This window comes from Algoriphagus sp. PAP.12, assembly GCF_026652115.1.
GTDB lineage: Bacteria > Bacteroidota > Bacteroidia > Cytophagales > Cyclobacteriaceae > Algoriphagus.
Genome location: NZ_JAPPSQ010000053.1, coordinates 1 through 1,965 on the forward strand (window position 1 = coordinate 1; position 1,965 = coordinate 1,965).

Below are 1,965 nucleotides of genomic sequence, written 5' to 3' on the forward strand. Positions count from 1 at the left end.
CGAGTAGGAAGATAGGGATTAATTCCCTACCTGTCCTCTCACACCACCGTACGTACCGTTCGGTATACGGCGGTTTGTTAAAATAATGGTATCTGTGTTTCTTTGGTCAATCTGCTGTAGGTGTCATAGAATCCCGTGTACCCCTGACGGGTGAAATAGGCATTGGTTAACGTGGTAGACAGGATTGGGCTATGGGCTATTCGACAGTAGCCCAAGCTACTGTTTCCCCATTGATACGATTTGTGTTTCTCTGCACCCAGTTTTAACAGTTTAGAGACCCGCGTGCGGCATGTTTTCCATTCTTTCCATAAACCCATGCGCAATCTCACTCTTACCAAACCGTCAAGGGATTGCATCACGGGCTTCGCTTTTGCTATTGAAAAGTAATTAACCCAACCCTGAATCAGGGGGACCATTTTCAATATCTTCTGCCCTGTGTTGCTTCCGTTGTTCCGCTTGGTAATCGCTTTGCTTTTCTCCCTGATCCGGTCAATGGATTTCTTTGCTATGCAGATCAACCATTTCCCTTCTGACTGATAAAAGGAGAATCCCAACAGGATACTGTCTGTGGGGTGGCTTACTTTGCTCTTCTCTCTGTTCACTTGTAGTTTCAGGTCTTTTTCTAGGTATCGGGTGATACTTGCCAGAACTCGGTGCGCTGACTTCTCACTCTTTACATAGATACTACAATCGTCCGCGTACCTCACAAAACTCAGACCTCTGCGGCTCAGTTCTTTGTCCAGTTCATCCAGAAGGATATTGGACAACAAGGGGCTCAAAGGACTACCCTGAGGTGTACCTTTCACCCGTTGGCTGACCACTCCTCCTTCCATGATCCCACTGCGAAGGTAGGATCTAATGAGCCGTAAGGTCGGCGCATCTTTGACCTTACCCATCAGTAAACTCATCAGTTTGTCATGGTTGACCCTATCAAAGAATTTCTCCAGATCCAGCTCTACCACATGCGTCTTTCCTTCATTTAAGAAAGCTGCTGCCTGCTGTACCGCTTGGTGGGCATTCCTGCCGGGACGAAAACCATAACTGAATTCTGAAAAGTCAGGCTCGTAAAACGGGCTTAACCAGACTTGAATGGATTGCTGGATCAGCCGGTCCAGTACCACAGGAATTCCTAAAATTCTAACCCCTCCCTGTGGCTTGGGTATTTCTACCTGCTTCACTGGTGACGGCTTGTAGCTACCTGTCAGTACTTCGGTGCGGATGCGTTGGTAGTGGGTGCTTAGGTAGTCCCGAAGTTCATCGGTCTGCATTCCGTCCACGCCTCCTACGCCTTTGTTACTTTCTACCTGTAACAATGCTCTTTCAACATTCCGCCTGTTCATAATGGCCTCTAGCATATACTTGACTTTTGATTCTCAGGGGCACTTCCTTACCTGTTCACAGATCAGCTGGGCTCCTCTTACAGTACTTTCGGATTCCGTCCTATCCTCCTGCAAGCAGTTCTCTTACGGGGTTCGGCTTTACGCTTTCTCTCTGATTCTTGGTAATTTGTTCCCTCATTTTAACATGCAGCCCTTCGGTTCTTTCGTGAGACCTCCTTGGTTTTATCGTTTGCAAGGCTCGTTTCTTTCCTACTATGGCTTTTGCTGACTTCTGGTGCCCCCGCATACATCACTGCACGCGTTCACTGGGTTGGCCGGCTCATCGTGCCACCTCCTCAGCAGAGTACCAGATCTCTCAGGGTAAGATCATCCACTTTCTATTCATGTAGCCTCTTCATTTACAGGTAGATGTTCCGTGCAGTATGGGGCTTTTGTTTCTTTAGCAACATTACCCACAACTACCCGCCTTGTATGAAGTTTCTGTTCGTAGGCTCAAATATTTGCCGCCAGCTTCCTTCAGATTCGCAGTCGCCCACGACACCCTTGCTATTGGCTAACGATAAGTACTGCAACTCTCGTTCGGGACTTGCACCCTATAGTGTGATGACCATGCCTGACACACTAA

General features: G+C 47.8%; 1 protein-coding gene. It reads right to left on the reverse strand.

The genetic code is table 11. The annotated features are described in order from the left end of the window. Positions 1-77: 77 nt before the first annotated feature. A complete protein-coding gene (gene ltrA / locus O0V13_RS21365; protein WP_268037049.1) occupies positions 78-1,340 on the reverse strand; it encodes a group II intron reverse transcriptase/maturase in 1,263 nt (420 codons plus the stop codon). Positions 1,341-1,965 lie beyond the last annotated feature (625 nt).

What these genes read in the sequence shown, in the direction of transcription:
- ltrA (WP_268037049.1), bottom strand. Translation starts at nt 1,340, where the DNA reads ATGAACAGGCGGAATGTTGAAAGAGCATTGTTACAGGTAGAAAGTAAC.